Source organism: Microcoleus asticus IPMA8 (genome assembly GCF_013179805.1).
Lineage (GTDB): Bacteria > Cyanobacteriota > Cyanobacteriia > Cyanobacteriales > Microcoleaceae > Microcoleus > Microcoleus asticus.
This window is the reverse complement of the sequence record NZ_SRRZ01000175.1, coordinates 1-12,282: the sequence shown is the minus strand read 5'-3', so window position 1 is coordinate 12,282 and position 12,282 is coordinate 1. Positions and strand designations below refer to the sequence as shown.

The 12,282-nt window shown below is 48.9% G+C and carries 9 protein-coding genes and 1 tRNA gene; 5 read left to right on the top strand and 5 right to left on the bottom strand.

Going from position 1 to position 12,282, the window contains the following annotated elements:
• The first annotated feature begins 329 nt into the window (after positions 1-329).
• From E5S67_RS29170 to E5S67_RS29155, 5 genes are all read left to right on the top strand, one after another.
• Positions 330-683: an STAS domain-containing protein gene (locus E5S67_RS29170; protein WP_172192582.1), complete on the top strand. Its 354-nt coding sequence runs from the start codon at positions 330-332 to the stop codon at positions 681-683.
• A 140-nt stretch (positions 684-823) separates the two neighbouring features.
• Positions 824-3,622 carry a TIGR03960 family B12-binding radical SAM protein gene (locus E5S67_RS29165; RefSeq protein ID WP_172192580.1) on the top strand — a complete coding sequence of 933 codons (2,799 nt, stop codon included), beginning with the start codon at positions 824-826 and terminating at the stop codon, positions 3,620-3,622.
• A 526-nt stretch (positions 3,623-4,148) separates the two neighbouring features.
• Complete coding sequence (locus E5S67_RS34245) at positions 4,149-4,277, top strand: hypothetical protein (protein ID WP_281363593.1); 129 nt, start codon at positions 4,149-4,151, stop codon at positions 4,275-4,277.
• A 420-nt stretch (positions 4,278-4,697) separates the two neighbouring features.
• A complete protein-coding gene (rne, locus tag E5S67_RS29160; RefSeq protein WP_172192578.1) occupies positions 4,698-7,025 on the top strand; it encodes a ribonuclease E in 2,328 nt (775 codons plus the stop codon).
• Position 7,026: 1 nt separating this feature from the next.
• Positions 7,027-7,710 (top strand): ribonuclease HII, encoded by a 684-nt coding sequence (locus E5S67_RS29155; protein ID WP_172192584.1) that lies wholly within the window; start codon positions 7,027-7,029, stop codon positions 7,708-7,710.
• Between the two features lie 117 nt (positions 7,711-7,827).
• Here the strand turns inward: E5S67_RS29155 and E5S67_RS32835 are convergent, their stop codons facing one another.
• From E5S67_RS32835 to E5S67_RS29140, 5 genes are all read right to left on the bottom strand, one after another.
• Positions 7,828-7,995: a hypothetical protein gene (locus E5S67_RS32835; protein WP_216670787.1), complete on the bottom strand. Its 168-nt coding sequence runs from the start codon at positions 7,993-7,995 to the stop codon at positions 7,828-7,830.
• A gap of 581 nt (positions 7,996-8,576) precedes the next feature.
• Entirely contained in the window at positions 8,577-8,783 is a 207-nt protein-coding gene (locus E5S67_RS29150; protein ID WP_172192576.1) for a hypothetical protein, read from the bottom strand.
• A 20-nt stretch (positions 8,784-8,803) separates the two neighbouring features.
• Positions 8,804-8,926, bottom strand: a complete 123-nt coding sequence (locus tag E5S67_RS34240; protein WP_281363592.1) for a hypothetical protein — start codon at positions 8,924-8,926, stop codon at positions 8,804-8,806.
• 280 nt (positions 8,927-9,206) lie between these two features.
• A tRNA-Ser gene (locus tag E5S67_RS29145) sits at positions 9,207-9,293 on the bottom strand.
• A gap of 60 nt (positions 9,294-9,353) precedes the next feature.
• Positions 9,354-11,963, bottom strand: a complete 2,610-nt coding sequence (locus E5S67_RS29140; protein ID WP_172192574.1) for a ComEC/Rec2 family competence protein — start codon at positions 11,961-11,963, stop codon at positions 9,354-9,356.
• Positions 11,964-12,282 lie beyond the last annotated feature (319 nt).

The window sequence follows — 12,282 nt, the reverse complement described above, 5'->3', positions numbered from 1 at the left end:
ATATTTGACATCTCTACCGCAACATAAACCTATTCATATTCACTCATTTATTTATTATACATCGCTGATGTTATTAAATTTTCATTCCTTACCAATACTAAACCTACTGGCATAAATAAAAAATAGTATAGTAGCTTACTTTTCCTCCGCAAATCTTACGCAAAATTTCATAAAAAACAGTCAATAAATAAAGATTACGTAAAAATACTGAAAACCACTGGTCGGTTTCCCTTATAGTAAGTTAGGCTCAGAGTAATCAAGTAGGTTTAGGCTTACACCTGTCCAGCGCAGTAGTTGAAAATACGTAGCAACCATAGGTTTGACATATTATGCAGACACTTCTTGCCCATAAACCAATTACGGTGATTCGACCCCTAGACCACCTGAATGCAGCCACCTCCGGAGAATTCGGACGGGAACTCATCACAGCAATTGCAGCCCCCGGGGTTGTAGCGGTACTCGTAGATTTGGGCGCAGTAACATTTATTGACAGTGCCGGTTTGATGGCATTGGTTTCGGGCCTCAAGCAGGCGAAAAGAATGGGGCGCAGGTTTAGTATTTGCTCGGTATCCCCCGGGATTAGGATGATTCTGGAACTCAGTCAACTCGATCGAGTTTTTGAGATATTTGACAATGTGGATAGCTTTGAAGCCGAAAACTCCTGCGCAAACCAGCACTGGTAGAGGTTCCTCCTCGGCGAAAACAAGCAACAAAACCCAGTAAATTCGGTTAAATGCCCCAAAAGACAGAGGACTGTCGTTGGCGTGTTGGCAGATTTTAAGGTAGGCTGCTTAAGAGTCGCAGATATTTAGCGAGTCGAGCCGTGGCAGTAAAAGTCGAAGAATTACTTTCAGCAGAAATCAATCAGCCTGCTCGTTATCTGGGAAACGAATTGGGGGCTGCCCACAAGGATTGGGACGGGGCGTCTGTGCGCTGGGTGCTCACTTACCCAGAAGTGTATGAAGTTGGTGCTTCCAATTTGGGGCACATCATCCTTTACAACATTTTGAATGCCTTGCCGAGGCAGTTGTGCGATCGAGCTTATTTGCCCGCACCAGACTTGGCAGCAAAACTGCGATCGACCAAAACTCCCCTGTTTGCGGTAGAATCCAGGCGATCGCTCACAGAATTTGATATTCTGGGCTTCAGCCTCAGCTACGAACTGGGAGCAACAAACATTCTGGAAATGCTGGATTTGGCCGGCATTCCCCTAACTTGGCAAGAAAGAGCGACAAATGACCAAAACGGTCAAATGCCGCTGATTTTTGCTGGCGGGCAAACAGCAACTTCCAATCCCGAACCCTACGCTGACTTTTTTGACTTCATCGCTTTGGGAGATGGAGAAGAATTGCTGCCAGAAATTGGCTTGATTTTGGCAGAAGGCAAAACTAATAATTTGAGCCGAGAAGCATTGCTGCTGGATTTAGCGCAAATTCCAGGCGTCTACGTCCCGCAATTTTACGACATGGCGGCCGACGGTTCTGTTCATCCCAACCGCCCGCAAGTTCCAGAACGAATTCTGCGCCGCGTCGCGACTCCGATACCAGCTTATTCGATCGGCCTGGTTCCCTACGTCCAGACAGTACACGACAGACTGACAGTAGAAATCCGCCGGGGATGCACCCGCGGCTGTCGCTTCTGTCAGCCGGGAATGCTGACTCGCCCCGCGCGCGATGTCGAACCGCAGCAAGTCGTAGAGGCGATCGAACAGGGAATGCAAGCCACCGGGCACAGCGAGTTTTCCCTGCTTTCCCTCAGTTGTTCCGACTATCTGGCACTCCCAGCAGTCGGGATGGAAATCAAAAATCGCCTGAAAGATAAAAATATTTCTCTGTCTCTACCCAGCCAGCGGGTTGACAGATTTGACGATAATATTGCCGACATTCTCGGCGGCACGCGGCAAAGCGGTTTGACTTTTGCCCCGGAAGCTGGTACTCAGCGGATGCGCGACATCGTTAACAAAGGTTTGACAAACGAAGAATTGCTCCGGGGTGTCAAAACTGCGGTCGATCGCGGCTGGGATAAAATCAAGCTGTATTTTATGATCGGTTTGCCTGGGGAAACAGATTTTGATGTTCTGGGCATCGCCGAAACAGTCCGCTGGCTGCACCGCGAATGCAGGCTGGATGGCCGGCGGGGACTGAATTTTAATTTGACAATTTCTAATTTTACGCCTAAGCCTCACACTCCTTTTCAGTGGCACTCGGTTTCTACTGCTGAGTTTTCCCGCAAGCAAAAACTCCTGAAGGGAGAATTTCGGGGGATGCGGGGCGTAAAAGTGAATTACACTGATGTGCGCATTTCGGCAATGGAGGATTTTGTCGGACGGGGCGATCGGCGTTTGGCTGCTGTAGTCCGTCGCGCTTGGGAACTTGGCGCGGGTATGGATGCGTGGTGGGAAAGTTTGGATCAGGCTTACAAAGCTTGGACTCAGGCGATAGACGAGTCGGGCCTTACCTGGAAATACCGCCAAGTCGAAAGCGGCGAGTGGAATCTTTTTGAGAAGGAAGAGGAGAAGGAAGAAGGAAGAAGGGAGAAGGAAGAAGGAAGAAGGAAGAAGGAAGAAGGAAGAGAAATCAAGGAAGATTTTCCCAATTCTCCGGATCTCCCCCTCTCCCTCTCCCCCACTCTCCCCCTCTCTCTCGATCGGGCCCTGCCTTGGGATCACTTAGATACGGGAATCGACAAAAACTGGCTGAAAATTGACTTGCAAAAGGCTTTAGAAGCAGCGACGGTTCCCGACTGTTCCTTTGAAGGCTGTTCGCGCTGCGGGGTTTGCGGCACAGATTTCGGACACAATGTGGTTGTGGATGCGCTGCCAATTCCAGAGTTTGCCGGGGAGTTCGTGCCGAATACGGAGCGGAAACAGCGTTTGCGGGTTTGGTTCGGGAAGGTGGGCGATATGGCTTTGGTTGGTCATTTGGATTTGCTCCGATTGCTCGATCGAGTAGTCCGCAGAGCTGATTTGCCGATTTCTTTTACCGGCGGGTTCCACCCGAACCCTCGGATTTCTCTGGCAAATGCTCTGCCTCTGGGCGTTACCAGCACTGGGGAAATTGCCGACTTTGAGCTAACTGAGCCGATCGGTGTTGAGAGTTTTCGGGAAAAGTTGGCGGCAAAGCTGCCGGAAAATATTCCGATTTACAAGGTTGAGTCGATCGATCTCAAGGCTCCTTCTGCCAGTCAGTTGTTGGAAGCAGCGGAGTACGTGATTACTGTCGCTGTAGCGGGCTCGTTGACAGAAAATGGCGAATTATACCGTGAAACTTCTGCTCCTGTCTCCGTGGCTCCTGATGCCAACTGGGAAGCTTGGGTCAAGACGATCGCCGAAACCGAGGCTTTTTGGCGGGTGCACACTACTAAGTCGGGAAAGACTCAGGATGTCAATTTGCGCGATCGGCTGCACAAACTAGAACTTGTAGAGCAGAAACCAGACACCAGCACCTCTGCCTCTGGTGGTACATCCGAAGGTAGAGCCGTCTTGCGCTTTACCGGCAGTTGTCGCAGCGACGGCAACTTGCTAAAGCCAGAACATATTGTTTTCATGCTCGAACAAGTCAGCCAGCAGCAAATTCAGCTTCAGCAGGTTGAGCGTAGTCAGCTAATACTGGGTTATGGTTAAAATAGGGGAGCTGTGGTGGAATATTTCACCTTCGGCTCTAGTCGATCGGGATGTTTCGTTTCACGCTATAATCGCTTGTTATGGAAGCCACGGCGGCTCGAGCGCTTTAGTCGCTCGCCGCCCTCGTCAACCAGCAACGCGGGCTGGGTGCAAATTGCTTCTGTTCAAGACTTCAAGCCTTTTTGTTGTACATTCACAGGCTAAATCTAGTGCCAAACCCGCAGGAGCGGGGTATGAACCAAATTTAGCGATTAATTTCGACCGATCGACTGGTTGTCGGCCGTCGGCTTACTCAAAAATCTAACGGTTCAAGCCGCAGAGCGGGTATTCAACAATAGATGTTTTTGCCCTGTCAAAAAACGCAGATAAGCCCCCGACTTAAGTCGTGGAGAACCAAAAATTTTAGATTTTAGACTAAAGTTCAATCTCCCAGATTCATCTGTGGAGTAAATCTAAAATCTAAAATCTAAAATCTAAAATCGATTGACGAGGTTTTAGGGTTGGCAGGGGCGGAGGTTGCAGTCGAATGCCAATCAGGGGTGTGTTGAGTGCGATCGCGCAAGAATTCAACAAAAGTCTAGGCGCTTTCACTCCTACCTACTTTCGCTCAAAACCAGCCCTCAACCACCACGCAAGCGGAGTTATCAGTTCGTAGTGTTAAGTTGTGTGTTAAGAAATTGGTACGGTGTCACTGAATTTATTCCCTGAGTTCAAAGGAAGAGTTCTAAGTGTTGGATTTTGAGTATTGATTTCGCAATTCTCAACTCAAAACTCAATATTACTAACTCGATAAAAGCCTCCTTATTTCTATCTCTCAGATTTATCTGCTGAGCATAACTCATAACTCTGTACGGGCGGGTTTAACTACTTTATCTGTAACAGTGAACCGTTAACAATGAACAGTTATCTGTAACAGTTAACAGTGAACGGTGAACGGTCAACAGTTAAATTTCCTTCCTCCCTGCACCAACTCACAGCTCATAACTCTTCAAGCTACTACTAATTACAGTCAAAGTCAGAGGCACTCTTGTGCGTAAGTGTCTCTAACTTGCTGCCAGTTTTGTGAGGAAATTGAATGACAAAGCAGATAGTTATAGCAGAGCAGCATCGCATTGCTGCCGTCTTTTCAGAAGATCAAATCCAAGAACTTGTGGTAGCCACAGGCAGCCACCAAGTCAGCGACATTTACTTGGGAATTGTCGAGAATGTACTCCCCGGGATAGATGCGGCATTCGTCAATATTGGCGACCCAGAACGTAACGGGTTCATGCACGTAACAGACCTCGGCCCGCTGCGCCTTAAACGCTCGGCAGGAGCAATTACAGAACTCCTGACCCCCCAGCAGAAAGTGGTGGTACAGGTGATGAAAGAACCGACGGGCAGCAAAGGCCCCCGGCTGACAGGTAACATTACCCTGCCGGGCCGCTATTTGGTACTGATGCCCTACGGCAGGGGAGTCAATCTTTCACGGCGGATCAAGTCGGAAGCCGAGCGCAACCGCCTCAGAGCTCTGGCTATTTTAGTGAAACCGGCCGGGATGGGGCTGCTGGTACGCACCGAAGCTGAAGGGATGACGGAAGAAGCCATCATGGAAGATTTGGAAGTCCTCCAAAAACAGTGGGAAGCCGTTCAACTCGAAGGCGGTACCTCGCGGGCACCGGCACTGCTCAACCGGGATGACGATTTTATCCAGCGGGTGCTGCGAGATATGTTCAGCGGTGACGTGAATCGGATTGTGGTGGACTCGCAAAATGGAATTAAGCGGGTGAAGCAGCAGTTGATGAGCTGGAACGGCGGTAAACTTCCTGCGGGAGTTTTGATCGACCACCACCGAGAGCGCGCCTCGATTTTAGAATTTTTCCGCGTTAACGCTGCGATTCGAGAAGCCCTCAGACCGAGGGTTGATTTGCCTTCGGGCGGTTATGTGATTATCGAGCCGACTGAGGCGCTGACGGTGATCGATGTCAACTCTGGCTCGTTTACTCGATCGGCCACGGCTCGGGAAACGGTACTCTGGACAAATTGCGAAGCAGCAACGGAAATTGCCAGACAACTGCGGTTGCGCAATATTGCCGGGGTGATTATTGTTGACTTTATTGACATGGAATCCCGCCGCGATCAGTTGCAGGTGCTGGAACATTTCAATAAAGCTCTCAAAGCTGACAAAGCTCGGCCGCAAATCGCTCAACTGTCGGAATTGGGACTGGTAGAACTGACCCGCAAGCGCCAAGGTCAAAATATTTATGAGTTGTTCGGTCACACTTGCCCTACTTGCAGCGGGTTGGGTCATCTGGTGCAACTGCCCGGGGAAGAAGACTTCGCCGCAGCGGTGCGGGAATCGAGCGATCGCACCGTTGCTACGTCGAACCGCGTTTTGTTGAATTTGCCCGAAGGATTGGAACGCCGCAGCTTGACGCCTGTGGCGGCTGCAACTCCTGCACCAGTGCGGGAAGAACGCCCCCCAGAACCTGCTCGGGCTGCTTGGGAACCTCAGAGCGAAAGTTTGGATTTTGAGACTGGCAGCAACGCCTCGCCTTTGGACTTGCTCAACCATCCCAGCTATCAGGATTTGGGGAACGGAACGAGACGCCGCCGCCGCCGCCGGATTGGTGAAGAGCCTTTTGCCCTCCCGGTGGAGGAGGAACCGGTGCGCAGCAAGTTGCGGCTGCCGAATACTTCGAGCGCGCCCGTGGCGGAGACGCGCTCTGAGTATCTGGCACCCCCCGGTATCCGGGCAGCTTCGGAGGGCTTCGGGTTGGTGAATATGGCGACTGTTGGCAGGCGCGAGGATTTCGATCGCGTGCGTCCGGCTAAGTCTGAGTTGATGAAGCCGATGGTGGAGCCTCCGGAGGTGATTTCGGTGGAAATGACGCCGGAGGAGCAGGATGTTTATGCGCTGATGGGGGTTTCTCCTTTGGTGCTTACTGATCGCAGCGTCAAAAATCCTAAGAATGCGATCGTTTCCGTGACTCTCCCGGGAGCGGCCCCGAACAAGCCGCCTTTTGAGCAGCTCGAATTTGAATTTGAACCGGCTGTGCCTGCAGAGAATGCTGAGGAACGCGATTATTATCCAGAAATGTCGGTAGCTGAGCCTGTATTTTCGGATGATGATGAGGCTGAAATTTACGGCGAGAGTTCGATCGACGAAACTGATGATTTTGCTCATATCGAGGAAACCAGCGATGTGATGGACGAATCCTATGAGCCGTTTGAACTCAATGAGTCGAATGAATCGATCGAGCTGCATGAATCGATCGAGCCGCATGAATCGCATGAGCCGATCGAACCCAGCGAACCCAGCGAACCCAGCGAACCCAGCGAACCCAGCGAACCCAGCGAACCCGAGGAGCCTGCTATCAACCGGCGGCGCAGGCGTCGCTCGTCAGCCGTTTTGGATGAGTGATATGAAGTCCGAGGGAAGAAGGAAGAAGTCCGAGGTTCGAGGGAAGAAGGAAGAAGTAGAAATTTTTACTCTATTCCCATCTTTCCATCTTCCCCTTTCCCCCTCTCCCTCGAACACTCTGGTAATTGCAGGTGTGGATGAAGTCGGACGAGGGGCTTTGTTCGGGCCGGTGGTGGCTGCAGCCTGCATTTTGCCCGAGGAAGTTCTCGATGAATTAGCAAGTTGCGGGGTGCGCGACAGCAAGCAGTTGAGTGCCGCAGCCCGGAGTCGGTTAGCCGTAAAAATCCGGGCTGTGGCGGTTGACTGTCAAATTGGTGCGGCTTCGGTGCGGGAGATCGATCGTTTGAATATTTTGCAGGCTTCTTTGTTGGCGATGAAACGCGCAATTCTGAAGCTGAATGTTACTCCTGATTTGTGTTTGGTTGACGGGAATCAAAGGATTCCCAATTTGTCGATCGAGCAAGAGACGATGATCAAGGGTGATGCGCGATCGATTCAGATTGCTGCTGCTAGTATTGTGGCGAAAGTTTGGCGCGATGAATTAATCCTGCGGATGGCTGTTAAGTATCCTGAATATGACTTGACAAATAACAAAGGATATGGAACTGCTAAACATAAATTAGCTTTGCAACGTTGCGGTGTATCTGTCTTTCACCGGGTGTCCTTTAGTCCTTGCCGAAAATAGTTAGTTGTATCTTACATCTAGCACCATTTTCAATCTCTGGGGCTCACCGCACGAAAAACTTGATGTGTTGTGGAACAGGTCGGAAAGCGTGTTCTTGACAATGGTGCTAGATATCATTTACAACCAAAACCAATTTTGGGTGTATGGCCCAGAGTATCCAAATTGACTTCGCACAGCCTGCCAGTTGGTCATAAGTTGAGAATTATTTTTAACAAAAGCAGGAGCATCTATCCCGACAATATAAACTTCGCTCGTTTCTAATACCAAATTAATATGAAGCGGCATAGAATAAAGCTTCAAAAATGAAATTGTAAGAACATAGCGAACTGCCACAGTTTAGGGGTGATTTGTTGTAGAACTTGCTGCCAGTCGTTCGCGCAATTCCATAAGTGTCAGAAACACTTCTGCTTTGAATTTTTGTTTAATAAATTGCGAATGCAATGTTTCTGGCAATCCGGCGAGAGCCTAGCAGACTAAAGTGGGGCGATTTTCACTCTTGCACTGTTGACTACCAACAATTGGGACAATCCTCCTTGACGATATTTTTGCAGCCACGCCCGTTACCGTTGAAGCATCGCGTCCCAAAGGTTCGGCAAGGGTTTTATGCGATCGTGATTTCTCCAGTTTTGGCCCACCATAACATTTGCAATCATTCTTTCTCGCTAGCAGTGAGACTGGTTTTTAGTTGTTGGTCCAAACTCTCTCCACTTTCTGCGATCGCCATAATCAGTTGGCGTGCCATAACTAATCACCTTTAAACAGTATTTTTATTCTATGCAACTTCATATACAATTGGTAGAGTGTGAATACTTGGGAGCGAAATATCAAATCTATTAGCCCATAAAATTGTTAATTTTGGCTCGCTTTCAAGCGGTTTCAAAATCCCTTTTACTGATGTGATGATGATATTTGTCGAAGTGAACTTGTAGTGAGTGAACCATCCATCGAGCTAGGATCGCCGGGTCAATTCCTAGAACTGACCCGCGAACAGCATAGGCATCACACAAATGGTAAGGCGTTAGGTCAACACCTTGGTTGCGGATGCCGGGTTCCGATGGCAAATCTCTGGGCATTTTAGATCTGCACCCAGCGACTAATTCAGTAAATTTAACTTCGAGGCGGGCAAATTTGGCAAGTGTTCCATTGGTTGTTGCTTGCCGTTGACCCACGGTGTCCAATCAAACATTCCACGCAATAGCTGAGCTTCAATTTTCATAGAGCCTTAGCTTTAGCACATCTCAGCCCCTCTGAATGCGCTGCATATCCATTGCTAATCTCATACCGTTTCGGTTTATCACCATCACCGGGCTGAGGTGGGAAAGTGGCTCGCAAGTAAAACCTCTTCCCCTTGGATCTGATCTGGACTCGATCTAGGGAATCATTAATCTTCCCCAAATCTTCGGCAAAATCTCCCATAAAATATACCAAGTTATCTTATTTTGCTGGTTGTATCTTAAGCATGGAGATGCCAGAAATATTGATTTTTAAAGGAAAAACGGAGAGGGTGGGATTTGAACCCACGTTAGAGTCACCCCTAAAGTAGATTTCGAGTCTACCGCATTCAACCGCTCTGCCACCTCTCCAATTGATTTGAGATGTGAGCTAAAAGTATTTTACCGCACAGTGCGCCACATTGTAAATCTTTACAGAAAAGAAGTTTGATTTTCTTCAGATTCCAGGGTGGTCTTAAATCCGGCTGCTGGCGTCCACTGGAGGGCTCCGTCGCGCCCTGTCCAGAATATTTGGGTTTTGTTTTGGCGCAGTTGGGCGACGGTTTCTGGGTCGATTTCGTTAGCAGATGCGATCGCCACTTGTGGCCCAACCGCGCTTAATAACTCAGCCGTCAGGGTTTTTCCCGACCACCACAGCACTTGAGCGGGCTTCAAGGTTCCCGTTGCTGCCAATTTTTTTTGCGCTTCCGGTGTCATTTCACCGACGAGCAACCAAGTTCGATTTCCCACCAGGAATTCTACCACCGGAATCTCCGCATTCACGAACTGCAACCGCGTCGAACCCAGATCAACTGTACTGTTAGTTTCTAAAGGAAAGTAAACACCTTGGTGAGATTGCACAGCCGTCATAAATTCCTGATTGTTGCCACGGTGAATTTGTTTCGTAGCAGTGTTATCATAAAATGTTTTAATTGGCAAGCGTTCTAGTAATTTTCCCCAACCGCCGCTCAAACCTAAATGACCGTGAGTGGCGATCGCAAAATTCACAGAATTAACTCCTTGCTGCTGCAAAAAAGGCAACACTGTAAACCTGACGGTATTTTCATCACCGCTATTAATTAGCGCCACTTTTCCCCTATCTTGAATTACTAAAACTGGATCGCCAGATGTCGCCAGCAAAGTAACTTGAAATAAAGATGCTTGAACGTGCCAAGCTGGCAAAACTATGATGCTAATTCCCGCCACAACGGCCAGCGGTAAAATCCAAGCCGCAGAAAAAATCGGCAGCGCAATAACTCTGCTTTTCCCCTTCTTCCCTTTCCCCTTTTCCTGGTTTTTTCCTCTGACTGCTTCCGGCTTCCGTCTTTTTTCTTCCTTCCTCCTTCTATCCGTTACATCCGTTACAGAATTCGTTGCCGAACTTCCCCCGACCCAAACCCAGCAAATTAAACTGTAAAGCGCTATTAGCTGAAACACTGATACTTGACCGACAGCTACCGAATTACCAGGCAATTGCGAGAAATATTGGGCGATCGCAATTAACCCTTTTGCCGGATAGTCCAGCAGTTGCGCTAAAACACTGCCAGCAGGCGGAAAAATCAATCCAGCTAAAGCGCTAACCATCCCCCCAATACTCAAAATCCACAGCAAAGGAGCCGCAATAATATTGACTAAAATACTGTAAGGTGATACCACACTAAAAACGTAAAGTAGCAGCGGTAGCACCCAAATTGAAGCCGCGATCGGAACCACAATAATCGAAGCGATCGCGGGCGGCATCCAATCTAACTTTGCCATCAGCGGCGGCGTCGTCACTATTAACCCCAAAGTTGCCAAAAAACTCAGTTGAAAACCTAAATCCCAAATCCACAAAGGGTTAACTAGCAGTAAAATAGTAGCAGCGATTAACAGCAATCCCAGCGGCTTAACTTGGCGGCTCAGCACCAAAGCAAATAATGTTCCAAATCCCATCAAAGCGGCGCGGCATACTGAAGGTTCAAAGCCAGTTAATCCCACGAGCAAAAATAAAGCACCAACGCCAAAACAAAATTGTAATTGTTTGGAAAAACGCCTGGTTAAAGCTAGAACTAAGGCTAAAACCATCGAAACTTGAGTGCCGGAAGCTGCGATCGCGTGGGCCAATCCAGCCTGCACAAAATAGTCGCGGATGTTGTAAGGTAAATCTACTGCTTGTTTGCCAAGGGCGATCGCACCGATCAAGGGCCCTTCGGGAACATTTAACTGCGATAGTTGCGATCGCACGATCCGCTGTCGCATCGCTTGAATTTTCGATGGCCGCATTCCGCTTGGCTCCCAGAAAGCATCCGCTTGGCCGTTAACTCGATTTACATCCGCGATCGCATTTTCTCTCGTCCAGTCAATTTGACGCCCTTTGAGGCCTGCAAAAGCTCCTTCTCTGGCTAAATATGCTTGAAAATTAAAAGCCCCCGGATTCGACGGCGGCTGCGGTTTGTACAAAGATCCCACAACTGCGATCGTATTGTCGGCGTACAAACCCGTTGCTTGCAGAAGAGGGACTGTAACATAGAGTTGGCCGGATACTGGGCGGTTTACGACTGCTCCTCCCTCGCCGCCGTTGATTTCGCTAACTAAATCTGTTTCTAGCCAAAATTGCGATCGACCCGATCGAGTCAATCGAGGCGTACTGGCAACTCTACCGCGAACTGTCACTGCGACTTCTTGAGTGTTCCCGCCAGCCGGAATCAGTTTACTGATGTCATCTATTGCCGGTTGGGGCGATCGAACTGCAAAATAAACGCTAGCTAGAAATGCCACCAAACCCGCAACTGCCCACACCCATTTCGCTCTCGGCAGCATCTCCAACAAACTCAATTCTTCCCTCGCCTCTAAGGGTTCTTCAAGAGCATTTTCTTTTTGTCTGCTGCGTCTTTTCTTGGTGACTTTGACAGAATTTTTAGTAAATTTTCGCAACAATTTTGGCAGGGCGATGGCCACCGCTATTCCCAAAGCAAGTATCCCGTATCTACCCCAAGGAACCGCTGTAGAAATCAATCCCAAAATGTAGGCAAGACAGAAAATGACACCCGTTGCTTGATTCATTAATTAGCAAGTATAGCAACCGCCAAGGCGGTTAGGACGCAAAGCATAAGACATTCTCGATCGCATGGAGTAAACAATCAAACTGATCTAAGTAGGTCCGCGGGGAAAATCACAAGTATGTAACAAAACATTAAGTAAGGTGACGGGACTTAAATTTAATACGTTGTGTACTGTAGTTTCCTCTTTGGTTGGGTCGAGGGGGGATATTATTCCCCGCCCCTCCCATTTAATTAGAGTCGATGCCTGTGTTACCACAGGACACCTCTCCTTCAGAACGCGGACGTGCAGCTTTCACTGCATCCGGCTCCTAGTCTGACAC

Coding starts and splice junctions, on each gene's coding strand:
- E5S67_RS29170 (WP_172192582.1), top strand. CDS start 330: ATGCAGACACTTCTTGCCCATAAACCAATTACGGTGATTCGACCCCTA.
- E5S67_RS34245 (WP_281363593.1), top strand. CDS start 4,149: ATGCCAATCAGGGGTGTGTTGAGTGCGATCGCGCAAGAATTCAACAAA.
- rne (WP_172192578.1), top strand. CDS start 4,698: ATGACAAAGCAGATAGTTATAGCAGAGCAGCATCGCATTGCTGCCGTC.
- E5S67_RS29155 (WP_172192584.1), top strand. CDS start 7,027: ATGAAGTCCGAGGGAAGAAGGAAGAAGTCCGAGGTTCGAGGGAAGAAG.
- E5S67_RS32835 (WP_216670787.1), bottom strand. CDS start 7,995: ATGCCGCTTCATATTAATTTGGTATTAGAAACGAGCGAAGTTTATATT.
- E5S67_RS29150 (WP_172192576.1), bottom strand. CDS start 8,783: ATGCCCAGAGATTTGCCATCGGAACCCGGCATCCGCAACCAAGGTGTT.
- E5S67_RS34240 (WP_281363592.1), bottom strand. CDS start 8,926: ATGAAAATTGAAGCTCAGCTATTGCGTGGAATGTTTGATTGGACACCG.
- E5S67_RS29140 (WP_172192574.1), bottom strand. CDS start 11,963: ATGAATCAAGCAACGGGTGTCATTTTCTGTCTTGCCTACATTTTGGGA.